This window comes from Bacillus luti (assembly GCF_001884105.1).
GTDB classification, from domain to species: domain Bacteria; phylum Bacillota; class Bacilli; order Bacillales; family Bacillaceae_G; genus Bacillus_A; species Bacillus_A luti.
This window is the reverse complement of sequence record NZ_MACI01000088.1, coordinates 1-26365: the sequence shown is the minus strand read 5'-3', so window position 1 is coordinate 26365 and position 26365 is coordinate 1. Positions and strand designations below refer to the sequence as shown.

At 34.8% G+C, this 26365-nt stretch carries 29 protein-coding genes; 19 read left to right on the top strand and 10 right to left on the bottom strand.

The window, feature by feature from the left end; translation table 11 throughout:
- Window positions 1–2: 2 nt before the first annotated feature.
- Window positions 3–809: a molybdate ABC transporter substrate-binding protein gene (modA, locus tag BAQ48_RS21740; protein ID WP_071712796.1), complete on the bottom strand. Its 807-nt coding sequence runs from the start codon at window positions 807–809 to the stop codon at window positions 3–5.
- A gap of 133 nt (window positions 810–942) precedes the next feature.
- Between modA and BAQ48_RS21735 the strand changes: the two genes are divergently transcribed.
- The gene (locus BAQ48_RS21735; RefSeq protein WP_084064992.1) at window positions 943–1890 is read left to right on the top strand and encodes a substrate-binding domain-containing protein; all 948 of its coding nucleotides are present in this window, start codon (window positions 943–945) and stop codon (window positions 1888–1890) included.
- A 65-nt stretch (window positions 1891–1955) separates the two neighbouring features.
- Here the strand turns inward: BAQ48_RS21735 and BAQ48_RS21730 are convergent, their stop codons facing one another.
- Both BAQ48_RS21730 and BAQ48_RS21725 read right to left on the bottom strand, forming a co-directional pair.
- Window positions 1956–2057 carry a DUF3948 family protein gene (locus BAQ48_RS21730; RefSeq protein WP_001060018.1) on the bottom strand — a complete coding sequence of 34 codons (102 nt, stop codon included), beginning with the start codon at window positions 2055–2057 and terminating at the stop codon, window positions 1956–1958.
- A gap of 255 nt (window positions 2058–2312) precedes the next feature.
- On the bottom strand, window positions 2313–3179 hold the full coding sequence (locus BAQ48_RS21725; RefSeq protein WP_071712795.1) for a LysR family transcriptional regulator: 867 nt from the start codon (window positions 3177–3179) through the stop codon (window positions 2313–2315).
- 127 nt (window positions 3180–3306) lie between these two features.
- Between BAQ48_RS21725 and BAQ48_RS21720 the strand changes: the two genes are divergently transcribed.
- Both BAQ48_RS21720 and BAQ48_RS21715 read left to right on the top strand, forming a co-directional pair.
- Window positions 3307–4275 carry a DMT family transporter gene (locus tag BAQ48_RS21720; RefSeq protein ID WP_001252502.1) on the top strand — a complete coding sequence of 323 codons (969 nt, stop codon included), beginning with the start codon at window positions 3307–3309 and terminating at the stop codon, window positions 4273–4275.
- A 21-nt stretch (window positions 4276–4296) separates the two neighbouring features.
- Window positions 4297–4437, top strand: coding sequence for a YrzO family protein (locus tag BAQ48_RS21715; RefSeq protein ID WP_071712794.1), 141 nt, complete (start codon window positions 4297–4299; stop codon window positions 4435–4437).
- 60 nt (window positions 4438–4497) lie between these two features.
- On the opposite strand, the gene BAQ48_RS21710 is transcribed toward BAQ48_RS21715, so the two are convergent.
- A complete protein-coding gene (locus BAQ48_RS21710) occupies window positions 4498–4593 on the bottom strand; it encodes a DUF3948 family protein (protein ID WP_071712793.1) in 96 nt (31 codons plus the stop codon).
- 215 nt (window positions 4594–4808) lie between these two features.
- On the opposite strand from BAQ48_RS21710, the gene BAQ48_RS21705 reads away from it, so the two are divergent.
- Window positions 4809–5414 carry a lysophospholipid acyltransferase family protein gene (locus tag BAQ48_RS21705; protein ID WP_071712792.1) on the top strand — a complete coding sequence of 202 codons (606 nt, stop codon included), beginning with the start codon at window positions 4809–4811 and terminating at the stop codon, window positions 5412–5414.
- 62 nt (window positions 5415–5476) lie between these two features.
- On the opposite strand, the gene BAQ48_RS21700 is transcribed toward BAQ48_RS21705, so the two are convergent.
- Window positions 5477–5572, bottom strand: coding sequence for a DUF3948 family protein (locus BAQ48_RS21700; protein ID WP_071712791.1), 96 nt, complete (start codon window positions 5570–5572; stop codon window positions 5477–5479).
- A gap of 305 nt (window positions 5573–5877) precedes the next feature.
- On the opposite strand from BAQ48_RS21700, the gene BAQ48_RS21695 reads away from it, so the two are divergent.
- The 5 genes from BAQ48_RS21695 (at window position 5878) to BAQ48_RS21670 (ending at window position 10300) form a co-directional block, all read left to right on the top strand.
- The gene (locus BAQ48_RS21695) at window positions 5878–6855 is read left to right on the top strand and encodes a LacI family DNA-binding transcriptional regulator (protein WP_001273928.1); all 978 of its coding nucleotides are present in this window, start codon (window positions 5878–5880) and stop codon (window positions 6853–6855) included.
- Between the two features lie 161 nt (window positions 6856–7016).
- The gene (locus BAQ48_RS21690; protein WP_071712790.1) at window positions 7017–7346 is read left to right on the top strand and encodes a PH domain-containing protein; all 330 of its coding nucleotides are present in this window, start codon (window positions 7017–7019) and stop codon (window positions 7344–7346) included.
- Between the two features lie 118 nt (window positions 7347–7464).
- Window positions 7465–8301: a YitT family protein gene (locus BAQ48_RS21685; RefSeq protein WP_000248058.1), complete on the top strand. Its 837-nt coding sequence runs from the start codon at window positions 7465–7467 to the stop codon at window positions 8299–8301.
- A 135-nt stretch (window positions 8302–8436) separates the two neighbouring features.
- On the top strand, window positions 8437–8793 hold the full coding sequence (locus BAQ48_RS21680; protein ID WP_071712789.1) for a YxeA family protein: 357 nt from the start codon (window positions 8437–8439) through the stop codon (window positions 8791–8793).
- Between the two features lie 742 nt (window positions 8794–9535).
- Complete coding sequence (locus BAQ48_RS21670; protein ID WP_071712788.1) at window positions 9536–10300, top strand: TatD family hydrolase; 765 nt, start codon at window positions 9536–9538, stop codon at window positions 10298–10300.
- A gap of 139 nt (window positions 10301–10439) precedes the next feature.
- On the opposite strand, the gene BAQ48_RS21665 is transcribed toward BAQ48_RS21670, so the two are convergent.
- Window positions 10440–12089 carry a DUF2334 domain-containing protein gene (locus BAQ48_RS21665; RefSeq protein ID WP_071712787.1) on the bottom strand — a complete coding sequence of 550 codons (1650 nt, stop codon included), beginning with the start codon at window positions 12087–12089 and terminating at the stop codon, window positions 10440–10442.
- A 250-nt stretch (window positions 12090–12339) separates the two neighbouring features.
- Here BAQ48_RS21665 and BAQ48_RS21660 point away from each other — a divergent pair, with 250 nt between their 5' ends.
- On the top strand, window positions 12340–12870 hold the full coding sequence (locus tag BAQ48_RS21660; RefSeq protein WP_071712786.1) for a transglycosylase SLT domain-containing protein: 531 nt from the start codon (window positions 12340–12342) through the stop codon (window positions 12868–12870).
- A 104-nt stretch (window positions 12871–12974) separates the two neighbouring features.
- On the opposite strand, the gene BAQ48_RS21655 is transcribed toward BAQ48_RS21660, so the two are convergent.
- Both BAQ48_RS21655 and BAQ48_RS27710 read right to left on the bottom strand, forming a co-directional pair.
- Window positions 12975–13769, bottom strand: a complete 795-nt coding sequence (locus tag BAQ48_RS21655) for a DUF4931 domain-containing protein (protein WP_071712785.1) — start codon at window positions 13767–13769, stop codon at window positions 12975–12977.
- 135 nt (window positions 13770–13904) lie between these two features.
- The gene (locus tag BAQ48_RS27710) at window positions 13905–14033 is read right to left on the bottom strand and encodes a hypothetical protein (RefSeq protein ID WP_002017273.1); all 129 of its coding nucleotides are present in this window, start codon (window positions 14031–14033) and stop codon (window positions 13905–13907) included.
- 420 nt (window positions 14034–14453) lie between these two features.
- On the opposite strand from BAQ48_RS27710, the gene BAQ48_RS28040 reads away from it, so the two are divergent.
- Together BAQ48_RS28040 and abc-f are read left to right on the top strand one after the other, a co-directional pair.
- Window positions 14454–14588: an RAxF-45 family protein gene (locus tag BAQ48_RS28040; protein WP_278248848.1), complete on the top strand. Its 135-nt coding sequence runs from the start codon at window positions 14454–14456 to the stop codon at window positions 14586–14588.
- Between the two features lie 73 nt (window positions 14589–14661).
- Complete coding sequence (abc-f, locus tag BAQ48_RS21640; protein WP_116758548.1) at window positions 14662–16593, top strand: ribosomal protection-like ABC-F family protein; 1932 nt, start codon at window positions 14662–14664, stop codon at window positions 16591–16593.
- Window positions 16594–16837: 244 nt separating this feature from the next.
- On the opposite strand, the gene BAQ48_RS21635 is transcribed toward abc-f, so the two are convergent.
- Window positions 16838–17035 carry a hypothetical protein gene (locus BAQ48_RS21635; protein WP_000369257.1) on the bottom strand — a complete coding sequence of 66 codons (198 nt, stop codon included), beginning with the start codon at window positions 17033–17035 and terminating at the stop codon, window positions 16838–16840.
- 238 nt (window positions 17036–17273) lie between these two features.
- Between BAQ48_RS21635 and BAQ48_RS21630 the strand changes: the two genes are divergently transcribed.
- The 6 genes from BAQ48_RS21630 to BAQ48_RS21605 all read left to right on the top strand — a co-directional run bounded on the left by BAQ48_RS21630 (window position 17274) and on the right by BAQ48_RS21605 (window position 24891).
- Complete coding sequence (locus BAQ48_RS21630) at window positions 17274–18977, top strand: ABC transporter substrate-binding protein (RefSeq protein WP_071712782.1); 1704 nt, start codon at window positions 17274–17276, stop codon at window positions 18975–18977.
- A gap of 240 nt (window positions 18978–19217) precedes the next feature.
- Window positions 19218–20945 carry an ABC transporter substrate-binding protein gene (locus tag BAQ48_RS21625; RefSeq protein ID WP_071712781.1) on the top strand — a complete coding sequence of 576 codons (1728 nt, stop codon included), beginning with the start codon at window positions 19218–19220 and terminating at the stop codon, window positions 20943–20945.
- A gap of 103 nt (window positions 20946–21048) precedes the next feature.
- Window positions 21049–22005, top strand: a complete 957-nt coding sequence (locus BAQ48_RS21620; protein ID WP_071712780.1) for an ABC transporter permease — start codon at window positions 21049–21051, stop codon at window positions 22003–22005.
- 12 nt (window positions 22006–22017) lie between these two features.
- Complete coding sequence (opp4C, locus tag BAQ48_RS21615; RefSeq protein WP_071712779.1) at window positions 22018–22938, top strand: oligopeptide ABC transporter permease; 921 nt, start codon at window positions 22018–22020, stop codon at window positions 22936–22938.
- A gap of 10 nt (window positions 22939–22948) precedes the next feature.
- Complete coding sequence (locus BAQ48_RS21610) at window positions 22949–23929, top strand: ABC transporter ATP-binding protein (RefSeq protein WP_071712778.1); 981 nt, start codon at window positions 22949–22951, stop codon at window positions 23927–23929.
- Window positions 23926–24891 carry an ABC transporter ATP-binding protein gene (locus BAQ48_RS21605; RefSeq protein ID WP_071712777.1) on the top strand — a complete coding sequence of 322 codons (966 nt, stop codon included), beginning with the start codon at window positions 23926–23928 and terminating at the stop codon, window positions 24889–24891. Before BAQ48_RS21610 ends, BAQ48_RS21605 begins: the two co-directional genes overlap by 4 nt.
- 39 nt (window positions 24892–24930) lie before the next feature.
- On the opposite strand, the gene BAQ48_RS21600 is transcribed toward BAQ48_RS21605, so the two are convergent.
- On the bottom strand, window positions 24931–25803 hold the full coding sequence (locus BAQ48_RS21600; RefSeq protein ID WP_071712776.1) for a Cof-type HAD-IIB family hydrolase: 873 nt from the start codon (window positions 25801–25803) through the stop codon (window positions 24931–24933).
- 451 nt (window positions 25804–26254) lie between these two features.
- On the opposite strand from BAQ48_RS21600, the gene BAQ48_RS21595 reads away from it, so the two are divergent.
- Window positions 26255–26362 (top strand): DUF3948 family protein, encoded by a 108-nt coding sequence (locus tag BAQ48_RS21595; RefSeq protein ID WP_000664237.1) that lies wholly within the window; start codon window positions 26255–26257, stop codon window positions 26360–26362.
- The last annotated feature ends 3 nt before the right edge of the window (window positions 26363–26365 follow it).

Sequence of the window (26365 nt, the reverse complement as noted above, 5' to 3'; positions counted from 1 at the left end):
AATTATGACAGGACTGTAAATCCATATTTCTTAAAGATAGATTGTGCATCTTTTGACTGCAAATATTCATAAAATGAAGTCGCCTCTTTCTTATGCTTAGATTCCTTTATAACGCCTAAAGGATAGTGGATTGGCTCATGAGATGTAGCTGCTGCTGTTTCACCAATTTTTACTTTGTCTGAAATGAGAGCATCTGTTTTGTATACGATACCCGCATCGACATTACCTGTTTCTACATATGTTAACACTTGGCGAACGTCTTTTGTAAATACGATTTTATTTTGAACATCATTCCAAAGGTTTTCATGTGTTAGAGAAGCCTTCGCGTATTTTCCGGCAGGTACAGATTCAGGTGTACCAAGTGCGATTTTTTTGATTTCCTCATCTTTTAAATCTTGAAATTTTGTAAGAGAGCTATCCTTAGGGATGACTAGAACTAGTTCATTTCCAAGAAGATTTTTCCCTTCTTTTTCATTAATGAAGCCTTTTTTAACAAGAGTTTGGAATTTATCTTCGGCTGCTGAGAAGAATAAATCAGCAGGTGCACCTTGTTCAATTTGTTGTTGAAGTGCACCAGAAGCGCCGAAGTTAAAAGAAAGTTTAATATTAGGTTCTTTTTCTTTATATTTTGTTTCAATCTCCTTTAGCGCATCTTGTAAGCTTGCAGCTGCTGATATAGTAAGTTCAACTGCTTTTTCTTCTTTAGCGGTTGATTTCTCTTTCTTATCTCCGCTTGTACATGCAACACTAAAGATAAGAAGAAAAGAAAGTATAAGTGCCCCGATGGATCGTAATGTAAACTTATTCATAAAAAAATCCCCTTTCGTTTTGACATATTCAATTATAACTAATTATAACTAAATATAACTAGTTATAATTGGATATAATTTGAACATGTAGATGTTTTTAAAAAATAGGAGAAATATTCTTTTCTTTGTTACAATGAAGGGAGAAAGTGAGGAATCGTCTATGGATCATCATTCCTACACAACGGAAGAGGTAGCAAAGCGATTAAAAGTATCAAAACTAACTGTATACGACTTAATTAAAAAAGGAGAACTTCCTTCTTATAGAGTTGGTAGACAGATGCGTATTGATGCAGCAGATTTAGAACAATATATTAAGCAAATGAAAACAGGAAAGGTACAAGTTGCCCCTGTAAAGAATGACGGCAATAGTATCTCGAATACATGCATTATTAGCGGACAAGAACTAACGTTAGATATGTTGGCAAAGCGTATAGAAAATGGTTTGCCAAGTTCTAATATATTACGGGCATATCAAGGTAGTTTAACGAGTTTAGTAAAAATGTATCAAGGCGAAGGAAGCATCGTTAGCTTGCATTTATTTGATGGCGAAACTGGTACATATAATGTTCCTTACGTAAAACGTATTTTAGTTGGACAACCATGTATTATGATTAATTTATTATCAAGGAACGTTGGGTTTTATGTGCAAAAGGGGAATCCAAAAAATATAAAAACATGGGCTGATTTATCTCATTCATCTATACGATTTGTAAATCGAGAAAAAGGTTCTGGTATTAGGGTGCTGGTGGATGAGCAATTACGCATTCAAAAGTTAAATAAAGAACGTATTAGTGGATATGAATGGGAAGAATCGAATCATCTTGGTGTTGCCACGCAAGTCGCGAATGGAAAAGCTGACGTGGGAGTAGGATCAGAAAAGTTTTCACAGATTGTAAATGTAGACTTTATTCCAATTATGAAAGAACAGTATGATTTAGTGATTTTGAAGAATAAAGAAAATGAAGAGCTGATCGAAGTTGTGAAAGATATTCTGCAATCGGAAGAATTTCATAATGAATTAAAAGCGATTGGAGGATACGATATGACGAAAACAGGTCAAATTATATATGAAACAAACTAAAAAGCTGCTTGTCCATAAGACAAGCAGCTTTTTCTATATATAAAGGGGTTTGGGGAAACAAAGTGTTAAACAAGACCTTGGGCAAGTGTGTAAATGAACGCTGTAAGAAGAGTAGCTCCACTTGCAAGTCCGATAAAGTCTGATTTGTTGAAAGTAATGTTGTTCATTATAATCTCTCCTTATTTGTTTAATGTAGTTGCAACTGCTTTTGCATCGACAAGTGCGGATAGCACCATGCCCATTGTATTTAAAAAATTATTTGATTTCATTTTGTTCATCATGCGTATCCGCTCCTTTTCGAATAGTTGTTGCCCTGCTTTATGTCTTAATTATAGGAAATATGCTCGCCTGCAACTATCGAATTAGCTTACGAAAGACTTACACTTTTGTAAGAAAAAAAGACATTCGTGTAAGAATGTCTTTTAAAGCATATTGATATGATGATGCTCTTCAATTGTTTTTAAAAAGCTACGCATCGAATTCGTCATATAGCTATCTTTACGGCGTATGAAGACTGTTGAAATACTACCATATTTTTCAGGGATTGCATGGCAATGCACCTTGCCAGCCTTAGAAAGATGGTGGACAGCAGACTGTGGTACGAGTGTAATTCCAAGGCCGAGTGCAACGCTGTTTAATATTGTTTCTAATATATTAAATTCCATAATTCTTTTTGGTAGCAAACCTTCGTCTTTCAGCCATCGTTCTAGTTTGGAACGGTATCCACATCCTTGGTTAAAAACGAGTAGAGGCGTTGTTGTAAATTCCTCTATATGAAAAGCTTTATTTTGTGTTACGAGCATTAATTTTTCTGTACTAACATCGTATTGTTCAATAAGTGGATGTTTTATTGGCCCTGATATAAAAGCACCATCTAATTGATGATCGAGTACTTCTCTAATTAATTCTTCTGTTAGCCCCGCTTGTAATGACAAATCGACGTTCGGATAGCTTTTATAGTAAGAAGATAAAATGGTAGGTAATGTACTTACTGTTTCGACGGTACCGATTTTTAATATACCGGAGGGTGTTTCACTATCTAAAAATACTTGTTTTAGCTCATCGACATCTTGCAAAATTTTATGAACATAAACGAGCATTTTTCTTCCTTCAGCTGTTAAAGTCATGCCTCGTTTATGACGATAAAAGAGCGGTGTTTTTAGCTCGTTTTCTAGTTGTTTAATACGTGCAGTTACATTTGATTGTACGTAATTTAATTCCTTTGCTGCGCTACTTACACTACCTTGTTCGGCAACGCTCTGGAAGATTTGTAAATCTCTTAATTCCATAATACGATCCTCCTTGATGTTAACTATCATTATAAATGATAGTTAACATCATTTTGAATCATTTTACGTGATATATTTTTTCTTTTACAATTCTCTTTGTGCAAATAGAAAGAAGCGGGGGATTGTGGTGAGAAGAGGTCAAATGATAATAGGGGCTTTAGCGTGTTTAATTGCAAGTATGTCATGGGGAGCAATGTTTCCAGTTGCTGATCATGCGCTAGAATACATAGATCCGTTTTATTTTTCGCTTATTCGCTATGGAGCGGTGGCGATCGTACTGATTGTATTGTTGTTAATGAAAGAAGGGAAACAGGCATTTCGTTTAGAAGGAAGGGGGAAGTTACTCGTCTTTTTCGGAACGATGGCGTTTACTGTATATAATGTACTTATATTTTTAGGTCAAATGTTAATGGGGAAATCAGGCGTGATGGTAGCCTCTATTATGGAAGCACTTATGCCGATGATTTCGATTTGTATTCTATGGGGATATAAGCATGTGAAACCGAAAAAATATATGATAACGAGTATGGTTATTGCTTTTGTAGGAGCTGTATTTGTTATTACGAAAGGTGATATGAGTTTCTTTTTAACATTGAAAGATAACATATTTTCACTAGCATTTATATTTGTTGGGGTTGTAGGTTGGGTTATTTATACGATGGGTGGTCAAACGTGTAGCGATTGGTCAACATTACGTTATTCTACATTGACTTGTGTATTCGGTACGACTGTTACAGGAATTATAACGGTAATTATTACGGCACTGGGATATGTTTCAGTTCCTAGTATGGAAACGATTTCTATTGTGAAATATGATTTGTTATTTATGATGACATTACCAGGGATTATAGCATTACTCGCTTGGAACTACGGTGTGAAAATTTTATCATCTATTAATGGTATTTTATTTATTAACTTTGTACCTATTACGACTTTAGTTATTATGATGATGCAAGGGTATCAAATAACGATGTTTGATATTATGGGAACCTTACTTGTTATTGCAGCACTTATTCGCAATAACGTTTGTCAGAGAAAAGAAGAAAATATAAATAAGAAGATTTTACAAGAAGAGCAATTACGTCAAGCGGTTTAATCGGCAATTGGAGGATTTAACATGTTAGAAAGTTTATTGTTTTTCTTCGCCGTTGGAGTTGCTTGCGAGCTTGCAGCGATTAATCGAAATGGTCGTAAGAAGGTAAAACAACAAGCTGAACTGATACAGCTTTTAAAAGAATTAAAGGAAAGAAAAAATTAAAAAGACGACCGGGCATAGACGGTCGTCTTTTTCTATATAAAGGGGAAAGGGGACACAAAGTTATACAAGCGTAGCAGCGTAAATAAAAGCAGTAAGAAGAATCGAGCCGCTAGCTAATTCTAAAAAATCTAATTTGTTAAAAGTGCTGTTATTCATAATGTATTCTCCTTACTTGTTTCTTTCTTTCTGACTTAATTGTATGACATATCGTAAGAAGTAACTATCGAATTAGCTTACAAGAAAATTACACTTTTGTAAGAATTGAAATTTAACAATTAATACTTAAATTTATTACTAACTCCTAAAACTTAGTGTTATAATTGTTGTAAGAAAATGATTATACTTCGGATGTTCAGAAAGGAACGAAACAAATGTATAAACCAATTACATTTTTGTTGAAATATATATTTAAAACAGCTGGGAAAGTAGAAGTGCAAGGGAGAGAAAGGTTACCAGAAGGTGGTCCGTATGTTGTTGCATGCACGCATACAAGTTTTATGGATGTACTAATGTTAGCGACAGGGATGTATCCGACCCAAATCCATTACATGGCAAAAAAAGAGTTATTTGAAGGGAAATTCAAAAATTGGTTCTTTAAAAATGTAAATGCATTCCCTGTAGATCGTGCAAATCCAGGACCGAGTACACTTAAAATTCCATCACGCTTATTAAAAGAAGGAAAGGTTGTAGGGATTTTTCCGAGTGGTACGAGATCAACAGAAGATGTTTCATTAAAAGCTGGGGCTGTTACGATTGCGCTACGTTCTAAAGTTCCATTAGTGCCAGCAGCTTATGTTGGTCCATCAAGTGTAAAAGAATTAATAAAAGGGAAAAAGGCGCAATTAATTTTTGGTGATCCAATTCAAATTGATGCTGGAGAACAAATAGATCGGAAAACGGCTATGAATATGATGACGGATCAATTAAATGAGAAGTTTGAGGAGCTAAAGGAAGTTTTGCAGTCGAATCAAAAATAAGAAAAGACGACCGGGCATAGGCGGTCGTCTTTTTCTATATAAAGGGGAAAGGGGACACAAAGTTATACAAGCGTAGCAGCGTAAATAAAAGTAGTAAGAAGAATCGAGCCGCTAGCTAGTCCTAAAAAATCTAATTTGTTAAAATTGATGTTATTCATAATACATTCTCCTTACTTGTTTAATGTAGAAGCAACAGACTTTGCATCGATAAGAGCGGATAATACCATGCCCATTGTATTTAAGAAATTGTTTGTTTTCATTTTGTTCATCATATGAATCCGCTCCTTTTCGAATAGTTGTTGCCCTGTTTCTGACTTAATTGTATGAAATATTGCGGAGAGTCACTATCGAATTAGCTTACAGGGAAATTACACTTTTGTAAGAAAAACGAATGAAGGTGTAATGATAAGAAGAATTGACATATGTTCATTGCATTCATTAAGTTAGGAGTAGAGGTGAGTGTATGGCTAATATTAAAGATATCGCAAAGATGGCTGGGGTTTCAGTTACAACTGTTTCGAGGGTGCTAAATGATCATCCATACGTAAGTGAAGAAAAAAGAAGAGTTGTTTTAGAAATAGTTGAGAAATTGAATTACTCACAAAACGCAAATGCTGTTCATTTATCAAAAGGGAAGACGAATATTGTGGGTGTGATTTTACCGTATATTAATCATCCGTGTTTTGATGCGATGGTGGGCGGAATGATGGAGGTTGCGTTAGCTCATAACTATAAGGTGTTACTTTGCCAAACAAACTATAATAAAAAAGAAGAAATGAAAAGTTTACATATGTTAAAAACAAAGCAATTGGATGGCCTTATTATTTGTTCTCGTGCGAATGATTGGGAAACGATAGAGCCATATGCTTCCTACGGGACGATTGTTGCTTGTGAAGATAATGATATTTCAAATATCTCAAGTGTATATACGAATCATTCGGCGGCCTTTCAATTAGGAATGGATTATTTGATTGAGAAAGGTTATAAAAAAATTGGTTATTGTACGGGAAGGAAATTAGGGCCGAGTAGTCAAAAGCGTTTTGATGTTTATAAACAGCAATTGCAATCTATAGATGAAGAAGTTAATGAGGAATGGATTTTTACAGAATGTTTTACGTTAGAAGATGGTGTGAGAACTGCTCATAAGTTAAAGGGGATGCAGGATCTTCCTGAAGCGTTAATAGTAGCGGGAGATGAAGTTGCGATTGGGGTTATGACAGAAGCTGAAAAATTAGGTATTCAAGTTCCTGAGGATTTAGCGATTATTGGCTTTGATAATCAACCTATTTCGCAAGTGTTACAACTTACAACCATTGATCAAAATTTAAAGGAGATAGGTAAAAAGGCCTTTGAAATGTTTTATAGGCAAATAAGTGATGAAAGTTCTAAACAAGAAAAGGTGGAAATTCCATATGAACTTGTGGAACGTTCTACCGTTTAGTTTTAATCCGTTATGTGTATAATCGCATAACGGATTATTTTTTTGAAATATCTTTGACAGGAAACGCGTTTCATACTTTATAAAGGAATTAAACCGGTCTGTAATAATCCATGGATTCTTTTCAAGTGTTAAAGCGATGAATAGTATTTGGAGTGATATGCATGAATGAACTTTTATTGAGTATGAAAAAGTATGTAGAGGACGATGAAAAGGTTTTGGCTTTTGTAGTAGGGATATTTGAGAAGGATAATTTTACGTTATCGTATCAATATGGGATTTTTGTTGCCACTACTAGACGTCTCCTGTTTTACGGGAAATTTCCGTACTATCCTTCAACATTTAAAGAGTACTCATATTTGCATATAGATAGCATAGATTTTCATCCGTACTTTGAGTTTACGTGTAATCATGAAATGGTTAGAGCTAAGCATATTCAGAAAGGGAATGTGGAGCGATTTGTCCGTATAGTTAGAGCAAATATGAATAATTAATCACCCCTTTGTTTAAACATAATATCTTGATCTTTATGAGGAAAAATGCGGAATAAAAACCACTTCTAAACCTCTAGGAGATAGTGATACAATGTCAAATGGGGGGAGGGTATGAACTATGGTTAATCAACGTATAAAGGAAATAACACTAATTACAATTGGTTCATTATTATTCGCAATTGGTATTAATTATTTTGCAATTCCAAACCGTTTATCAGAGGGTGGCATTATTGGTGTAACGGTTGTTACGTATTATTTATTTGGTTGGTCGCCGGGGGTTGTGAATTTTGCTATAAATGCAATCTTACTGGCTATTGGGTATAAATTTTTTGATAAGAAAACGATGGTTTATACAATTTTAGGGATTGTAGAAACATCTTTGTTTTTATATGTTACGGAACATATTGAGTATCATGTAAATAGTGATACGTTATTGGCGGCACTATTTGCTGGTGTATTTGTCGGTGTTGGATTAGGTTGTATGTTCAAGGCCGGAGGTACATCAGGAGGATCGGCAATTTTAGCACAGTTAGCAAATCAATATTTAGGATGGAGCGTCGGAAAAGGCGTACTTATTATTGATATCGTTGTAATTGCTGGTTCTGTATTTATAATAGGGCAAGAAAAGGCAATGTATACGCTTGTAGCTGTATTCATCGGAGCGAAAGTGATTGATTTCATCGTAGAAGGGATGGATACAAAAACGGCTGTTACGATTATTTCGAATCAACCAGACTTGATTCGCGAGGCTATTACGAAAAGCATGACACGTGGCGTTACTGTATTGGAAGGGCGCGGCGGATATACGGGTAGAAATAAAGAAGTGTTATATGTTGTTATAAATAAACAAGAACTTGTTAGGTTAAAACAAGTCATTAGTCGAGTAGATGAAGATGCTTTCGTTGTTATCCACGACGTACGTGATGTACTTGGTGGTGGCTTTAAAGCAAGCTAAAAGATGAACGAATAAATTCGTTCATCTTTTTTTATTACAAAAATGTAAGGGTAGTGTAATAGGATTCAATGGTAGATTGTATTCCTTCTTTTTAAAATAGATGTATAGATATCCTGCAGAGGAGGAAGGTTTATTATGAAGCAAAAAATGATCACTACTGTAATAGCGATAGTAGTAATAGTAGTAATGTTACTGCCTACGAAACTTGGACCGGTTATCGATAAATATAATCCACTTTATAAGACGAAAGAATATTATACGGTTGTGAATACAATTGGTCAGCATATCGGTGATGAGTGGTATGAATATGAATTTATTGCATTTGACGAACGTGGAAGAGAGCAAAAAATAAAGAAGACTGTTAAGCATATGTTAAAGAGAGATGAAGCATTAAAGGTATACGCAAAAGGACGCTATGGAGAGGCGATTGAAGAAATTGAATCTGTAAATATTCCTATTAATGCGAAGAGTAAACTTTTAGCGATGAGATAGCGAATTATACCCCCGCCTATTTTTTGTCGAAAATAAAAATACTAGGTAGGGGTATTTCGTGTTTCGCGAAAAAGCCTTAGTCCATATGGACTAAGGCTTTTTTTATTATATGAAGGGGAAGGGGGTACATTGTAGTAGCGTGAGTGAAAGGTATAAGAAGAGTAGCTACTAGCAATGTAATTTGGTTATGTGAGTGTTCTTCTTATTTAGCTTACTTTCTAAACTTATTGTACGAAATATAGGTAAGGAGAACTATCGAATTACATTACACATAGCTTACAAACATGTAAGACTTCTGTAATGCAATTCGATAGTTAAAAGATAGTAAATTTAATATAGTATAAGTAGAAAGTCTTAATATATTACTTTCTGTTTGTAATGTAATGAAGAATGAAAAACCAACTAATTTGTAATAGACCTCATCTTTATTTAGATGAGGCCATTTTTTTAAACCTTACAATATTGTAAGGTTTACGTAAGTTAATTCGATAGTAAATTTGTCATATTTTTTGCATAATAGATACAAATAGATAAAAATAATTAGGGATTTAGTAAGAAGGGAGAAAAGTGGGATGTTTAAAGAAGAAGTAGTGAAGTTTCCAATTAAAGATTTCTGTAGCTACTTTACTGTTGTCGTAGTGTGTATTGGATTATTTGATATCATAACAAATTTAATTGTTAAATAATATAGATGATAAAAAAAGAAGGGGGTTCCTTTCTTTTTTTTTATGGGGGCATAAATATGAAATGGATTGATAGCCATATACATGTTGATCAATATGAGGGTGAAGAGAAACATAGATTACTTATAGATGTGGAAAATGGCAAAGAGATACAAGGGCTTATTGCAGTATCTATGAATTATCAATCATGTCTAGAAACTTTATCTTTAGCAAAGCGATATTCTTTTGTACATCCAGCAATAGGTTTTCATCCGGAGCAACCGATTCATAAAGAAGAATGTGAGAAAATTTATAAACTAATTGAAGATCATGTAGAGGAAATAGTTGCGATTGGTGAAGTAGGCTTACCATATTATTTAAGAAAAGAAGATGAGCACGTTGCTATCAATTCGTATATATCAGTGTTACAACAGTTTGTTGAACTAGCTAGTAAATATGATTTACCAATTATATTGCATGCAGTGTATGAAGATGCTGATATTGTATGTGATTTATTGGAGAAATATAAAGTTTCGCGTGCACACTTTCATTGGTTTAAAGGAAGTGAAGCAACAATGAAACGGATGATGAGGAATGGCTATTATATCTCTATCACACCGGATGTTTTATATAAGGAGAAAATTAAAAAAGTTGTTTCATATTATCCGCTTGAATATATGATGGTAGAAACTGATGGACCGTGGGAATTTCAAGACGATGTTATGACGCATCCAAGCATGATCCGAGAGGTACTTAAAGAAATCAGTGTCATAAAAAACATATCTGTTGATAAGGTTGCAGAAACAATATATGAAAATACAATTCAGTTTTATTTGAAAGGGTAGAAGCGTTATTCTGGTCCTTTTTATTATGGAGAAATAGGAATTGAATTTATTTATGAAAATAATCAATGGGGCGTTAATAACATGCTGTGTTTTGATTTAGGTTAAAAAACCACCAAGCATTTCGCTTAGTGGTTTTGTATTAGGACTCTAATTTTTTACCGCGTCTTAATAATAAAAGAAAGACAATGACAAGGAACCCAAGTATAAGAAGGAAACCATATTGTTTTACATAATCCATTATGTCATCTGTACTTGTTGGTTTTTCTACGTGAATGCCATCTTTATTCGTAGTAATATGAATATCTTTCATTTTTACTTCATTTGTTTCTTTTTGTAAATCAATCCATTCCATGTTTGGAATGCTTTCTAGATTTTTTAAAACTTCTTTTAAGGGTTTCACACCTAAGTAAGGGTGATAGAATGCACCAATAACTCCATCGGACAGTTTAGCAACAGACAAAGCACGTTCTTTCATTTTAGCAAAAGCCTGTGGTTTATCTTCTTCAATAAATCCAACTGTTTCAGGCATTAATTTCATTCCATGTAAAAATGATGGTGTACTTCTGTATGCTGGCGAATGCATCGATTTCCAAGTTGTATCACTTAACTGTAGTTGTCCTACATAAGTTGAGAAGTACCTTGATAATATTTCATACCCTTTTTGAGACATTGTGTAATGAGGTGCTTCAAATGCGACAGGATATAGCTTAGCATCTACAAGTTCTTGAATGCCTTTTTCGATATGATCTGTCGTATATTTTTCTTCGAATGCTTCCCCTTTTTCTATGTATTGATTATAGGCTTCTATATTTGGAAAATCGTTTTGTGTTTTCGGTTTTTCATGATTAGGTTGGCGAATTGGTTGATCAGTTTTTACATCCCAAAATTCAAAGCCTTCACCAGTTTCCGTATCATAAAATTGGTGAGTATAACCATGCATAATAATTGCGGCCCCATCGTCTTGCATAGAACGTAAAAGATCAACTAATTCTGGTTTGTCTTTTAATTGTATATTTTTTCCTGTGTGTGGATCTTTATATACTGGAATGACTGTAACCATATAAGGAATTTGTTTCTCTTTTAGTAATTCAGCAATTTCTTTTAATTGATTTATATCTGCAGCGGGATGAACGTCTTCAAGCCGTAAATACGCTGAAACTTTATCAGTTTTTGGTTTTTGTCCAAAGTAAGAAAATAACATTTCACCAACATAATGAGACATCCAATCAAAGAGATTTGGCGTTGCAACGTAATAAGATGTTCCGTGTTGAATGATTAGTGGATTGGTGTTATTTGAGCTTGAAGCGTTAGCGAGAACCGTCCCTTTTGTATCAATGGATTGAATTAATCGCTCTCCTTCTAAAGTATTTTCTAGTTTCTTACTTGGATATTTAATTTTGTTAACACGTACATCATCGCTCTTCAATGTAATGAAAGAAAAACGGCTAGATAATTGGTCAACGTTTTGTCCTAGTGCTAATACAGGACCTGAGAAGTTTTCTAGAAATTGTTTCGTTTCAGTAGAAAATTCTTCTTTTTTTTCACCGATGTAAACAACATGTGTAAAAGAAGAGGAGTTAGTAGTTGTAGTTGCTTCTTTCAAACTTTTCACAGTTATATCATTTGTAAAATGCCCTAATTGAGTATTAAGGATTTGGATATTATTTGTAACAGTATCTTCTTTTGTACTATATAGAACAAGTACCTTTGGTTGTGATGATGTTTGTGCAGAGGCATGTATAGGAATGAGTAGTACAATGCTGAACAAGAGTAGTAGGTATTTTTTCATTTTGTGTTCTCCTATTATATATATGGAATTCAATTTACAATTATATAGAAGAAGTAAGCTGTAGTCCAATTATGTTACATTTTTACACGTATTTACCATTGTTTTATTCGCAAAATCAGTCTAAAGCATGATGATAATATGTATAGTTATTTGCTATGATGAAAGAGTAAGAGAATGATAGAATGTAGGTAATTGTAAAGGGAAGAAGGCTGAAAGGGGACAAATTTCAGCGGAGAAAGAGGTAGAGATAGTGAAGAAATTCTTTGTAGGATTTTTAGTTGTTCTTGGAGTATATTTATATTTCCAAGGAAAGTCTGAAGGAATGGATAAGCTAATGAATGAGACAAGTTATGTTGATTCAGAAGAAGCGAAACAGATGAAACAAATTATTATAGAGGAAGCAAAGAAAGTAAATCTTCCGGAATGGATACCTCTTACAATTGCCGAACATGAAAGTCGGTTAAATCCAAGAAGTGTTGGAGATAATGGAACTTCATTCGGATTGTTTCAATTGCACCGCGGTGGCGGACTTGCGCCGGATCATTTAACTGATGATGAGCTGAAAGATCCACGTACAAATGCACAAATTGCAATGCCACATTTAGTGAAAGGATATAAGCGCGGGGTGCAAAAAGGTTTAACTGATTTTGCATTACTAAAATATGTAGCGAATACATCTGGATGGCCAGGGAATTTAGGACCAGAGTGGACGGATAATAACATGAAGTATAACGTTGGATTAGAGGACGTATACTATCGAAATAAAGGTGTAATAAAGTAAGGCTTTAATCAGCGGGGAGTATGCTCATCCATCGCCGATTATTAGCCTTTATCAATCGGGCTACTGCCCCAAAATAGCGGTAAAACAGAGTAGGTTTTCTATACCTACTCTGTTTTTTTATGAATCATTTCATCCTTTTCTTTCGTGAAGTACTGCGCTAGTTGTATTTTCACCTCTTCTAGTTTTGTAGAAACTTGTGGTATTTTATATCCTACATACAATGGTGAAACGACAAAGCGCGGAACAACCTTACAAATGATTTTTCCATTTAAGTGATAGAAGAATAAGTTATAGCTACTGCATCCTTTATGGAAATCTGTTAGTATGTAGCGTACAGTTTGCTGAATATAATTTGCCATTTCATCTATAAATGCAATATCTTCAATGACTATGTTAAATTCAGTAAAGCCAATAATAGGACGCTCTGAAATATTAAGTTCAATGCGTTCATTTTTTTGAACAAGTACCCCTTGGAAATTTTCTTCTTCAATATTTTCGAGATAGTTTACATGTTTCATTCCGATAATTTGCATGTGTGCATGGTGCAAACTCCCACCTGAGAATGGACCGTGATTTTTATATAAAATCACAGATGTAAATTCTTCGTTACTCTGTAAGCTTAACCAATGGTGAATAGAGAAACGAATTAGTTTTCTCATATGTTCTTCTGTATATGTTCCGATATGATCTTCACAATTATCCGTTTCGATTAATACGGTTTGAAATGTGTCTTTTAATGTAGGGAATTTATTTTTTAACCAAATAATTGAGCCCTCAGTTGCTAAAATATCCGTTAAATTTTCTTGATCGCAAAATGGACAGGCGGCGTTTCTATTCCGAATGCTTTCTGGTTTTTGTTTACCGATATCGTTTAAAAAATATAGTTGTTGTGTATCCATTTGTCTATATACCCCTTTAAAATATGTGTAAAAATCCCGCTTAATACATTCGGGACAAGGAGGAGGAAATCCTTTAAAGAGGGTAGGGAAAAATAAAAGACAAGATATCCTCATTATAATAGGGTACCTTGTCTTTTATTTTTTCTTTAATAATGTGTATGGATAATATAGAGTATTTTCATTACGCTTCTTTTTTCTATTTTTCATTGTGTATAAGGCAATTGCTGTACTTGCGATTACAATAATGGCTTTCTTCATATTCATATACCCCTTTTTATTGTTGGTTTAATTCTTGGCTAACTGCTTTTGCATCAACTAAAGCGTGCAAAATCATTTTTACCATGTTCATCATATTTCTTCACTCCTTTTTATAGTTCGTTGAGTTCTTTTACAACTGCTTGTCCGTTCACTAATACCTCAAAGATTGTTTTTACGATTTCTTTCATCATGATTGTTTCCTCCTTTTGTTTGTCTCTCTTGTTTACATCTTTATTGTATAGGGAGGCATCTTTTCGTACTATCGCTTTCCATTACGTGAACATAACAGTTTTGTAAGATTTGATGTCACTTATTGAAATGTTTAGTCTATCTTCATTATTTTCAGAAAAATGACTATTCAAACATGAAATGGGAAAGTATAATAAAGAAGTAAGTATTAAATTCCGTACGAAAGGAGTGAATGAGATGAAACGTTCTTTAGCTGCACGTGCCAAATTTTTAGATTTTATCTATTATTGTCGTGCGATTTTTCATGATGTAGTTGTTAACGGGATACGTCTGTCCTTTTTTAACAATTGCATAGTAGCTATTGAACGATAGAAATCTCTTCACCCATTTTTTATAAACGTGTGAAAAGGGAGCTATTTGGCTTCCTTTTTCTATGCCGAAAACCATGGGGAATGTTTCTTTCCCATGGTTTTTTATATTGAAAGGAGTACGGAAAATGACAATTTGTAGTGTAAATAATGTAACGAAATCTTTTGGTGGAAACATCATATTTGAAAATATATCGCTTGAAATAAAGAACGGTGAACGTGTTGGATTAGTTGGTCGTAACGGTAGCGGGAAGACAACGATCTTTCAGCTTCTAACAGGAATGGAGAGTTTGGATGCAGGAGCCATTCATATGAAGAAAGGTACACGTATTGGTCATGTGGCACAAATCCCAAAATTTGATGAGGATATGACTGTATATGATGTATTGAGTTCCGCTTTTAAAGTGGAAAAGGAATTAGAAAAGGAAATGCATGCTTTAGAAAAAAATATGGTGGAAGAACGGGAACCATCTGCATTACAAAAATTAATGGAGAGGTACGGAGTAATTCAAGAAAACTTTGCGTTTCTTGGTGGTTATGAAATAGAAGCGAATATTATGAAGGTAGCAAATGGCCTACAGGTGACAGAACTATTTCCTCGATCGTTTTTGGAGTTAAGTGGTGGGGAACAAACAAAAGTAAGCCTTGCATACATGCTATTGCAGAAACCAGATTTACTTCTGCTAGATGAGCCAACCAATCATCTAGATTTGTTCGCCGTAGAATGGCTAGAGCAATTTTTAAAAGAATACACTGGAACAGTTGTAGTTATTTCACATGATCGCTATTTCCTTGATGAAGTTGTAACGAAGATTTTTGATTTAGAAGATGGAGAGATTCACGTGTATCATACAAACTATTCTCAGTTTGTTGAGGAAAAGGAAGAACGGTTGCTTCAGGAGTTTCAGGCTTATCAAGAACAGCAAAAGAAAATAAAGAAAATGAAAGAAGCCATTAAGCGTCTACGTGAATGGGCAAACCAAGCGAATCCGCCGAACGAAGGATTGCATAAGAGAGCGAGAAATATGGAACGTGCGCTAGAGCGCATGGAGAAATTAAAGAGACCGATTTTGGAAAGAAAACAAATGGGGTTAGAGTTTGAAGGGCAAGAGAGAAGCGGGAAAGATGTTGTTATCATGAAAGAAGTGAGTAAAGGTTTTGCAGACCAACCTTTATTTGAGCAAGCGAATCTACATGTTCGTTTTCAAGAGCGTGCGGCTATCGTTGGTCGTAATGGTACGGGAAAAACAACGCTACTAAAGTTATTATTAGAAGAAATAGAACCAGATGCTGGTGAAATTCGTATTGGTAGTAGTGTTAAAATCGGTTATTTATCGCAGCACGCGTACGGAAATATGAAGAGTAATGTATTGGAAGCATTCAGAGAGTGTGTAGCTGTAACAGAGGGAGACGCAAGGCATATATTAGCTAAGTTTTTATTTTATGGCCCAGCGGTGTTTAAGAAAGTAACGCAACTGAGCGGTGGAGAAAAAATGAGGTTAAGACTTGCGCAACTTATGTATCAAGATATCAATTTTTTAATTTTAGATGAGCCGACAAACCATCTCGACATTGAATCAAGAGAAGTTTTAGAGGAGGCCCTTGAACAATATAATGGAACGATTCTAGCTGTTTCACATGATCGTTACTTTTTAAATAAGTTATTTGAAAAGACGTATTGGATTGATGAGCGTAAATTATTTGAGTTTGCTGGGAACTATGCATGGGCGCGTCAAAAGTGGGAAGAAAAACTTGAGAAACAAGTAATAAAGCAAAAACGCCAAGGAAGAAAAAGCGTTGAAATATCCCCTATAAAAAAGAAAGTCTCTAGAAGTTTTGAGGAAATTGAAACCGAGTTAATGCATATAGAAGAAAGTATATATGCGATAGAATGTGAAATGGAACATGTAGCTGATGTTGAAAGGCTTGAAAAATTATATGAGGAAAAAACGAAGAAAGAGTTGTTACGAGTAGAGTTATATAACGAATTAGAGAATATTGTGGAGTAAAGGATAGAAAGTTAATTCTTTCAGTTTTGCTGAAGGAATTAACTTTCTTTTTTTATAACGATATTTTAAGTGGTAAATAAAAATTGTGTTTCACGTGAAACAGTAAATTCGATAAATATTTGTCACGCCATTTGTATGGGGCGTGGAATATGTGAAATGGTAAGGGGAATTACAAAATATAGTTTAATTATTTCCCAAGGCATAACTATATGTAACAGAGAGTTAAGATTGAAAAAAAGCAGAGTTACAGCTTTACGCGCTGAACTCTGCTTTCTTTTTTTGTGGTATCTTCCCTTGTTGAAATGATAATAGCGATCCCGAGCATAATAAAAAAAGCTAAAAAGAGGACGAACTTGGGGAAGAACGGGAATAGTAATAGTGCCCCGACTATCATAATTGTTAACAGTACATAGTGCAGGACATATTGGAATAGGTTGTCCATATTTTCGCCCCCTTTTTGGTAATTGGTTATTAGTATTCTATGTTCTATGATGAACAAATAGAATCAGTTTTTTATGATTTTTATAAGGAAATAAAGGAGAACGATTGACATGTGCAAGGAAAAGGAATAATCTTGAAATTAATTCATACTATTTTTATAGGAAAAATAAAGATAGTTACAGGGAGGAGGTCCATGTTGCTACATTATTAAACATTAGGAGAGCAAAGGTGATTGAACGATGAAAAACGCTTTTAAAGGAGTACTTGCTACGTTTTTTAGTGTTTCAGTATTATTAGCCGGATGTGGGCAAGAAGAAGCAAGTACAAATGAAGCAACAAAATTACCAAAGGTGAAGGATGAATTTATTAAAGCAAGTGACAAAGCAAAAATTCCAGCAAAGGCAAAAGAAAGAAAAGATACTTTCGTAGTTGGCATGCCGAGTCCTGGAGGGATATTTCTTCCGCATTTTATGGAGAATGGATGGGATGGTAATATAACGCAAGCTATCTTTGCACCTCTTGTTGGACTCGATAAGGAAGGAAAACCAATTCCTATTTTGGCGAAGAAGTGGGATATTTCGGAGGATCAGCTTACATACACGTTCCATTTGAAAGATGATGTAAAGTTTAGTGATGGTTCACCGTTAACTGCAGATGATGTAGCATTTACATTAACGCTATTACACGATCCAACTTATAGTGGTGCGACTGATATAAGCCAAACAGCAATAAAAGGTGGGCAAGCATATAAAGAAGGAAAAGCAACATCTATTGAGGGAATACAGGTCGTTGATCCGAAAACAATTACAATTACAACTGAAAAGGTAAATGCCCAAACATTATCGTTAATTGGCGGAGAAGTAATTTCAAAGGCGTATTACGGTAAAGAGTATAAGCAAGGTCATTTAGAATATTTAAAAGATTTATATGGTAAGCCAATGGGAGCCGGTGCTTATAAGTTAGATAAATATATTCCAGGACAAGAAGTTCGATTTGTAGCGAATGAAAATTATTTTGAAGGAAAACCGAAGATTGAGCATTTTATTTATAAGATTTCAAAAGGCGATACGAAGTTGCAGCAATTCCAAGCTGGTGAAGTAGATTACGATGGATTTTCTACAAATGCAGAAACGATTGAGCAATTAAAAGAGTTAGGCTTTGCTAATGTGAATGTATATACAGGAAGTTCTTACGGCTATATTAAAATGAATTATAAAAAACCATACTTTAAAGATAAACGTGTTCGCCAAGCATTTATTTATGGATTAGAGCGTCAAAAGGTCATTGATACGTATTTCCAAGGTTATGCGTCACTTGTTAATGTGCCGATTACGCCAGTTTCTTGGGCGTATACAGAGGATGGTATTAATAAATATGAGTATAATTTAGAGAAGGCGAAGAAATTACTGGATGAGGCTGGATGGAAAGCTGGTTCGGATGGAGTTCGTGAAAAAGACGGCCAAAAATTGAAAGTAAGTTATTTTGCTTCATCGGCAAGTAAAATAAATGATGTAATGATTCCTGTGATGAAAGAAGATTATAAAAATCTTGGTGTAGAGTTTAGCCCAGAATATATGGACTTTAATACGATGATTTCAAAAGTGATAAAAGGTGATTATGATTTAGCGATGGTATCTACGCCAATGATTGATGATCCAAGTGGAACAATTGAGGAGTTTGTTTCGACAAGTAAACGAAACTATGATGGATATTATAATCCGAAAGTAGATGAATTAGCTAAGCAAGCATTAGAAACGTTGGATATTGAAAACCGAAAAGAAATCTATAAAAAGCTATATCAAGAGTTAAGCGAAGACCCACCTGTAATCTTCTTGAATAATAGCAAAGTTGTGTCTGCACATCATGCACGAATCCAAGGATTACAAGAAGATAACTATAACGGTATTTTATTAAGCTTACCTAAATTAAAGATAGAACAATAACTTTGAAGGAATTATCAAAATATTTTTTTAGAAAGAATTGACAAAATATAGCGGACGATATAAGCTAATAACCATAAAGTCTACCGGAAAGGTCGGAATAGGATTGTTACCCCTCAAAAAACATCTATTTTTTTACGATTAAAACCGACTTTTCCGATTGGCTATAAATGTTGCTGTGGGAGGCATACATAAGGTAAGTAGTTCAGAGGGTATAATCATAAAAAAGTTAGGGTGGGGACAATGAAGACAAAGACGAAAAAATGGGCTGGTGTATTTTCGGTATTACTGAGTAGTTCGCTTGTGTTATCCGCTTGTGGGGGACAGGAGGAGACGGCTTCTACAGAACCGGTTAAACAACAAGATTTAAAAAATATAAAAATTGAAAAGATCGCTGCGACAGATAAAACGAAAGTGCCAGATAAAGCGAAGAATAGAAAAGATACGTTAGTAGTTGGGATTAATAAACCAGGGGGCGTATTTTTACCATATTTCCAACAAAATGGTTGGGATGGAAACGTAACTTCAGTTATTTTTGCATCTCTCATATCAACCGATAAACAAGGGAAACCAATTCCAGAATTAGCTGAGAAGTGGGACGTTTCTTCTGATCAGTTAACATATACATTCCATTTACGTAAAGATTTGAAATTTAGCGATGGCTCGCCATTAACAGCGGATGATGTAGCGTTCACGTTGACACTTTTACACGATAAGGCATATGAAGGCGAAGTGGACATCTCTCAATATGCAGTTAAAGGTGGTAAAGAATATAAAGAAGGAAAAGCAACTTCAATTGAAGGTATTCAAGTTGTCGATCCACAAACAATAAAAATTACGACTGAAAAGGTTAATTCACAAGCTATATTTGTTTTTGGTAGCACAGTACTATCAAAAGCTTATTACGGAAAAGATTACAAACAAAATACAAGTTTAGATTACTTAAAAGATTTATATGGCAAACCACTAGCTGCGGGTCCATATAAATTTGAAAAGTATATTCCAGGTCAAGAAGTTCGTTTTGTAGCAAATGAAAATTACTATGCGGGTAAACCAAAAATTCAAAACTTCATTTATAAAATTACTTCTGGCGATACGAAGCTTCAGTTATTCCAAACAGGTGAGGTTGACCACACTGGCTTAGGTACTGGTGACGAAGTTCTTGAACAGGCTAAGGCTTTAGAATTCGCAAATATCCAAATCGAAACAGCACCATCATTTAGTTATGTTTATATGAATCATAATAAGCCGTACTTAAAGGATAAAAAGGTTCGCCAAGCGCTTATCTACGGATTAGATCGTAAAAAATATGTTGATACAGCATACAAAGGATACGGTACGGTAGCGAATGTACCAATTCATCCGACTTCTTGGGCTTACACAGAAGAAGGCGTTAATAAATATGAGTATGACAAAGAAAAAGCGAAAAAGTTACTAGATGAAGCAGGGTGGAAAGTTGGTTCGGATGGAATCCGGGAAAAAGATGGTCAAAAATTAAAACTTTCTTATTTCGGTCCAAGTTCGGCTAAAGATAGTGATTTATTAATTCCAATTGCGAAAGAGAATTATAAAGAGATAGGTGTAGAATTTAACCCTGAATTCATGGACTTTAATACAATGCTTTCAAAAGTTAACAAAGGTGATTATGATTTGGCTTCTGTTTCGACACCAATTACAAGTGACCCGAGTGAAACAGCTGGTGAATATTTATCTAGTGCCAATGAGAAGAGTCTTGGCTATAAAAATTCAAAAGTAGATGAGTTAATTCAAAAAGGTATTGAAACGGTAGATATTGAAAAACGTAAACCAATCTATAAAGAACTTTATAAAGAGTTAAGTGATGATCCGCCAGTAATTCTATTAAACTATCGCAGAACAATTACTGTTTATAACGGGAATATAAAAGGAATTGACCCTGAAAAATACAATAGTATTAGCTCAAACTTACCAGTATTATCATTTGAAAAATAACGAGAAGAATGTATAAACAGAAGACATTTTTTCATTCGGTTAGAAATGTGCCGATTTGAAAAAATGTTCTTCTATTTTAAGCATTAGATTGGAGAGAAAAAGGGTGAAAACATATATTGTTCGTAGGTTGCTACAAATGATTCCTACACTGTTTGGAACATCAATTGTTATTTTCTTCCTGTTCGCACTTCTTCCGGGTGATTATATTGATTCAAATCCAAAGATTACACCGGAAAGAGCAGCTGAGCTTAGGGAATTGTATGGATTGAACAAACCAATTGTTGAGCGTTATTTTCATTGGTTAGGTAATGCATTGCAAGGGGATTTTGGTTTTTCGCTGCAGTATCAAGAACCTGTAACGTCATTATTAAATAAGTTTATTTGGAATTCGTTTAGTGTAGCCATTATTGCATTGTTTTTTATTTGGTTAATTGCACTTATTATCGGTGTATTTTCAGCGACAAAGCAACATTCTTTATTCGATAAGCTTGTAACAATTGGTGTCTTTGCAGCGATGTCATTCCCTTCCTTCTTTATCGGTTTGTTTTTAATTAAAGTGTTCGCGGTTGACTTTAAGTTATTACCGATAGGTGGAATGATTGATGTTGGTAGTAATTCCACTGGGGTTGCTTATGTGATAGAAGTTGCAAAACATATGGTTTTACCAGTATTTATTTTGACTCTTCTTGGAGTAGGTTCATTGACTCGTTATTTTAGAACGAGCATGTTAGAGGTTGTGAGACAAGATTACATACGAACAGCACGAGCAAAAGGTTTAAAGGAAAAGACTGTTATTTATAAGCATGCATTAAAAAACGCAATTTTACCGGCAATTACTTTATTAGCATTTGAATTACCCGGTTTATTTTCAGGAGCCATTATTATTGAACAAATTTTTAATTGGCCAGGTATCGGTAATGTTCAATTAGAAGCACTTAATTTCCGTGATTATACAGTGTTAATGGCATTTACGATGTTTCTTTCTTGTTTAACAATCGTATCGAACTTTTTCGCAGACATTGTATATGCAGTTGTTGATCCACGTATTCGGTTGAAGTAAGGGGGGAATGAGATGGAAACTGTTACAGAGATTACAGAGAGAAAAGGAAAAAAGAGAAAAAATGAATCATCACCATGGCGACAAGCTCTTAAAAAGATAAAGAAAAATAAGATGGCACTAGTAGGGTTGTATGCATTAATTTTTATGTTTGTATTTTGTTTTATCGGACCGTTTTTTTCGCCATATGCATCAGGAAAAATACAAGTTGCACTAATTAACAAACCACCTAGTTTCTCTCATTGGCTTGGTACAGACCAGTTAGGAAGAGATATTTTAACGAGGCTCATGCAAGCGGGACGGATTTCATTAACGATTGGATTAGCTTCAATGGTTTTATCAGTGATACTAGGAGCTGTATTAGGGGCTATTGCAGGGTTTTATCGTGGTATCGTTGATAATATTATTATGCGTCTTGCAGATATTTTAATGTCGATGCCAGGATTACCGTTACTTATTATAATGGGGGCGATTTTATCGGAGTGGAAAGTACCGTCTGATTATCGTCTGTATGTCATTATGATTATTTTAAGTTTGGTAGGTTGGCCAGGGCTTGCACGTCTTGTAAGAGGTCAAATTTTATCACTTAGGGAGCAAGCGTTTATGCAAGCTGCTGATGTGCTAGGAATAAAAGATTACCGGAAAATTATATATCACTTAATCCCTAATGTTTTACCAATTTTAATTGTTGTATCTACATTAGGTGTTGCCGGTTCAATTCTAGGGGAGTCCGCACTAAGTTACTTAGGTCTCGGCGTTGTCCCGCCTACACCATCATGGGGAAATATGATTAGCGCAGCTAACTCATTAATCGATTTCCAAAAGCGTCCGTGGCTATGGATTCCGCCCGGTTTTGCAATCTTTATAACAGTTGTATCAATTAACTTACTTGGTGATGCACTTCGTGATGCGTTAGATCCAAAGATGAGACGGTAGGTGAGAAGATATGAGCAAGGCAGTAGTAGAGCTGAAAGATTTACAAACACACTTTCAAACGGAGGAAGGGACAGTAAAGGCTGTAAACCATGTTAGCTTTGCAGTTCGAGAAGGTGAAACGGTTTGTGTTGTAGGTGAATCAGGGTGCGGGAAGAGTGTAACGGCTTTATCTATTATGGGACTTATTGCTGAATCGGGCAGTGTAGTAGGCGGTGATATTCTATATGAAGGAAAAAGTCTTTTAGGAATGAAAGAGAAAGAACTTCGTAGTTTACGAGGGAATGATATTGCGATGATTTTCCAAGAGCCGATGACATCGCTAAATCCAGTCTTCACTGTAGGAGAACAAATCGTAGAAACGTTAAGAGAGCATGAATTACTTAGTAAAAATGAAGCGTATAAGAAGGCAATCGAATTAATTCGTAAAGTTGGTATAGCTCGTGCAGATGAAATTGTCCATTCTTATCCGCATGAACTAAGCGGCGGGATGTTACAACGTATTATGATTGCTGTTGCACTTAGTTGTAATCCGAAGTTATTAATTGCGGATGAGCCAACGACGGCCCTTGATGTTACGATTCAAGCACAAATATTAGATTTATTAAGGCAAATAAAAGAGGAATTTAAAACATCTATCTTATTAATTACACATGATTTAGGTGTTGTAGCAGAAATGGCTGATTACGTTGTTGTTATGTATGGCGGAAAAGTTATCGAAGAAGCACCAGTACTAGAAATATTCCAAAATCCGAAACATCCATATACGAAAGGATTGCTAAAATCAAAACCAGTAATGGGGAAACGAATAGATAAACTTTATTCCATTCCAGGGCAAGTTCCTAATTTAGTTGGCCTAGGAGAATTTTGCTACTTTAGCGGTCGTTGTGAGCATTGTATGGAAATATGTAAAGAAGAAGCACCGAATCTGAATGTACATGATGAGAATCATAAAGTAGCCTGCTGGTTATATGAGGAGCGTGCGAAACAATGAACGAACCATTATTAGAAGTACAAAACTTGAAGACGTATTTCCCGATTAAAGGCGGCATATTTAGTAGAACAATTGGACATGTAAAAGCAGTTGATGGAGTAAGCTTTACTATTAATAAAGGTGAAGTATTTGGCCTTGTTGGCGAATCAGGAAGCGGAAAAACAACGATAGGAAAAACAATTTTACGTCTCGTTCAAAAAACGGAAGGGGAAGTTAAGTTTAAAGGAAAGGATGTTTATTCTCTATCCAAGGAGGAATTGAGAAAACATCGTCCTAACATGCAGCTTGTGTTCCAAGATCCATTTAGCTCGTTAAATCCAAGAATGAGAATTGGAGAAGCGCTTGGTGAACCGATGTTGGCTCATGGGCTAGCGACGAAAGAAAATGTTCGTGAAAAAGTGATAGAAGTATTGGAGTTATGCGGCTTAGCTCCATATCATATTGATCGGTACCCTCATGAGTTTTCTGGTGGACAACGTCAGCGTATCGTTATTGCAAGAGCTATGGTATTAAATCCAGAATTTATTGTAGCTGACGAACCTGTGGCAGCACTAGATGTATCTATTCAAGCACAAATCATTAATTTATTTAGTGAGTTACAGGAGAAGAAGGGATTATCTTATTTATTTATTTCGCATGATTTAAGTGTGGTAGAACATTTATGTACGAAAATCGGGATTATGTATTTAGGAACGATTGTAGAGACTGCACCGCGCGATGAGTTATTTACGAATCCACTTCATCCGTATACAAAAGCATTGTTATCAGCTGTGCCAATACCAGATCCAACAGTGAAGCGAGAGCGAATTATATTAGAGGGGGATATTCCAAGTCCAGCGAATCCACCTTCAGGTTGTCGTTTTCATACACGCTGCCCGTTTGCTACAGAGGTTTGTAAAAAAACGGTACCGGAATTTCGTAATGTTGGTGAAGAGCACTTTGTTGCTTGCCATCACGTATAAAAGAAAAGGACCCTTTCAAAATATGAAAGAGTCCTTTTTTTATTTACTAGATGAAGTTTGTTTCAATACAAATTGTTCAATTGCGTGAGCAACACCATGCTCATTATTCGTTAATGTTACAACATCACATAATTTCTTTACATCATCTTCAGCATTACCCATTGCAACAGATAAACCAGCAACCTCTAACATTGGTACATCATTAAAATTGTCACCGATAGCAACTGTATCTTCCATTGGAATGTTAAAATGAGCAGCCATCTGCTTTAGGCCATTCCCTTTATGCCCATTTTTATCCATAATTTCTACATTAGTAGGAGCTGATGCTGTAACTGAAATAGCAGTGTCTTCTTGTAACATACTTAATAGCTGTGCACGATGCTCTGCGTTAAATGTCAAAATGAAGAATTTAGATATTTCTAATTCTGAATTATTCACAACGTCTTCAATTTTTTGGAAATCAGTGATTAAGTTTGATTTCTTTTGTTTTTCTGTAATTCTTTCAAGTTCCTCAAGTGTAACATCTAGTGCATGCTTGTTCTCTTCGAACGCTTGCATGACTTGATCTTGCCATGTATATGGAGAATAAACTCCTTTATTCGTATATAGCTTATAAGGAAAACCTTCAGATTCTAGTAATTTTGCAAGCTTGTATACTTTATCGTTTTGTAAACAACGCGAGTTAATTACTTTTCCATCCACATAAACAATTGCCCCATTGCTTGCTCCAACTGGAAGAGATAATTGGTATTCTTCCAATAGTTTTAAAGCATCCTCTTTTGCGCGGCCAGAACAAATCATTACAATGTGCCCAGCTTCTTTTGCATTTTGGATTGCTTGTAAGTTCTCTTTGGAGATTTCAAGATTAGATGACAGTAGTGTACCATCCATATCTAATGCGATTAATTTCAAAATGACCACCTCTTTGTTTTTATTATACATAGTTATATAGAGGAAACATATAAACTTATCTTGGAAAGATGGTATTTTATCTCGTAGCAACTGTTAGTGAAAAATTCAATAGGTTCACCGTTATTTAGTAGGGTTTTGCTTTGATTTGTAATAGAAGTAGGTAGGGAGAGGATTATATTTCGTTTTATGACTGTAATATTACATGAATGTTACAAACATGAATCTAGTAGAAAGTGCATTAAAACAGGGTTTTTTGAGGATGTTATAAAAAAACGTAAAAAAAGTGTAATAAAATTTACGTAATTATATTGCAACGTAATAATAGTTATGTTACATTAATGTTACAAACGTTACGTTATTAAATTCAATGTAACGTTAATATAAAAACTATGAAATAAACATTTCTTAGAAATTACATATAGATAACTTATTAAAAGGGAGGATACATGATATGAAAGAGCAAGTATTACAAGTAACAAAAGGTGACTTTGTAGGATCAGCAAGTGGAGCAGTAGTATTAACAGCATTAATCGTATTTCTATCAAGTGTATTAGTATAATAG

Bases quoted from the DNA above. Each gene is read 5' to 3' on its own strand.
- modA (WP_071712796.1), bottom strand. From the start codon at position 809: ATGAATAAGTTTACATTACGATCCATCGGGGCACTTATACTTTCTTTT.
- BAQ48_RS21735 (WP_084064992.1), top strand. From the start codon at position 943: ATGAAGGGAGAAAGTGAGGAATCGTCTATGGATCATCATTCCTACACA.
- BAQ48_RS21730 (WP_001060018.1), bottom strand. From the start codon at position 2,057: ATGAACAACATTACTTTCAACAAATCAGACTTTATCGGACTTGCAAGT.
- BAQ48_RS21725 (WP_071712795.1), bottom strand. From the start codon at position 3,179: ATGGAATTAAGAGATTTACAAATCTTCCAGAGCGTTGCCGAACAAGGT.
- BAQ48_RS21715 (WP_071712794.1), top strand. From the start codon at position 4,297: ATGTTAGAAAGTTTATTGTTTTTCTTCGCCGTTGGAGTTGCTTGCGAG.
- BAQ48_RS21710 (WP_071712793.1), bottom strand. From the start codon at position 4,593: ATGAATAACAGCACTTTTAACAAATTAGATTTTTTAGAATTAGCTAGC.
- BAQ48_RS21705 (WP_071712792.1), top strand. From the start codon at position 4,809: ATGTATAAACCAATTACATTTTTGTTGAAATATATATTTAAAACAGCT.
- BAQ48_RS21700 (WP_071712791.1), bottom strand. From the start codon at position 5,572: ATGAATAACATCAATTTTAACAAATTAGATTTTTTAGGACTAGCTAGC.
- BAQ48_RS21695 (WP_001273928.1), top strand. From the start codon at position 5,878: ATGGCTAATATTAAAGATATCGCAAAGATGGCTGGGGTTTCAGTTACA.
- BAQ48_RS21690 (WP_071712790.1), top strand. From the start codon at position 7,017: ATGAATGAACTTTTATTGAGTATGAAAAAGTATGTAGAGGACGATGAA.
- BAQ48_RS21685 (WP_000248058.1), top strand. From the start codon at position 7,465: ATGGTTAATCAACGTATAAAGGAAATAACACTAATTACAATTGGTTCA.
- BAQ48_RS21680 (WP_071712789.1), top strand. From the start codon at position 8,437: ATGAAGCAAAAAATGATCACTACTGTAATAGCGATAGTAGTAATAGTA.
- BAQ48_RS21670 (WP_071712788.1), top strand. From the start codon at position 9,536: ATGAAATGGATTGATAGCCATATACATGTTGATCAATATGAGGGTGAA.
- BAQ48_RS21665 (WP_071712787.1), bottom strand. From the start codon at position 12,089: ATGAAAAAATACCTACTACTCTTGTTCAGCATTGTACTACTCATTCCT.
- BAQ48_RS21655 (WP_071712785.1), bottom strand. From the start codon at position 13,769: ATGGATACACAACAACTATATTTTTTAAACGATATCGGTAAACAAAAA.
- BAQ48_RS27710 (WP_002017273.1), bottom strand. From the start codon at position 14,033: ATGAATATGAAGAAAGCCATTATTGTAATCGCAAGTACAGCAATTGCC.
- BAQ48_RS28040 (WP_278248848.1), top strand. From the start codon at position 14,454: ATGAAACGTTCTTTAGCTGCACGTGCCAAATTTTTAGATTTTATCTAT.
- abc-f (WP_116758548.1), top strand. From the start codon at position 14,662: ATGGGGAATGTTTCTTTCCCATGGTTTTTTATATTGAAAGGAGTACGG.
- BAQ48_RS21635 (WP_000369257.1), bottom strand. From the start codon at position 17,035: ATGGACAACCTATTCCAATATGTCCTGCACTATGTACTGTTAACAATT.
- BAQ48_RS21630 (WP_071712782.1), top strand. From the start codon at position 17,274: ATGAAAAACGCTTTTAAAGGAGTACTTGCTACGTTTTTTAGTGTTTCA.
- BAQ48_RS21625 (WP_071712781.1), top strand. From the start codon at position 19,218: ATGAAGACAAAGACGAAAAAATGGGCTGGTGTATTTTCGGTATTACTG.
- opp4C (WP_071712779.1), top strand. From the start codon at position 22,018: ATGGAAACTGTTACAGAGATTACAGAGAGAAAAGGAAAAAAGAGAAAA.
- BAQ48_RS21610 (WP_071712778.1), top strand. From the start codon at position 22,949: ATGAGCAAGGCAGTAGTAGAGCTGAAAGATTTACAAACACACTTTCAA.
- BAQ48_RS21605 (WP_071712777.1), top strand. From the start codon at position 23,926: ATGAACGAACCATTATTAGAAGTACAAAACTTGAAGACGTATTTCCCG.
- BAQ48_RS21595 (WP_000664237.1), top strand. From the start codon at position 26,255: ATGAAAGAGCAAGTATTACAAGTAACAAAAGGTGACTTTGTAGGATCA.